This is a genomic window from Streptomyces sp. SID5785, assembly GCF_009870065.1.
GTDB lineage: Bacteria > Actinomycetota > Actinomycetes > Streptomycetales > Streptomycetaceae > Streptomyces.
Genome location: NZ_WWIA01000162.1, coordinates 1 through 301 on the forward strand (window position 1 = coordinate 1; position 301 = coordinate 301).

At 73.1% G+C, this 301-nt stretch carries 1 pseudogene; it reads left to right on the forward strand.

Features of this window, described 5'->3' with window-relative positions:
- A pseudogene (locus tag GTW43_RS04860) lies at positions 1 to 301 on the forward strand (bifunctional D-altronate/D-mannonate dehydratase); the annotation flags it as partial.

Consider the following 301-nt stretch of genomic DNA (forward strand, 5'->3'; position numbering starts at 1 on the left):
TCGAGGACACCTGGCAGTACCTGTACCGCGGCGCCTACTGGCGGCGCGGGCCGGTGACCATGGCCGCGATCGCCGCCGTCGACACCGCTCTGTGGGACATCAAGGGCAAGCAGGCGGGCCTGCCCGTGTACCAGCTCCTGGGCGGCCGCTCCCGCGAGGGCGTCACCGTCTACGGGCACGCCAACGCCGAGGACGTCGACGGCGTCCTCGGCGAGGTCGCCCACTACACGGATCTCGGCTACCGCGCGGTACGCGTCCAGACCGGCGTCCCCGGCCTCGACTCCACCTACGGCGTCGGCGG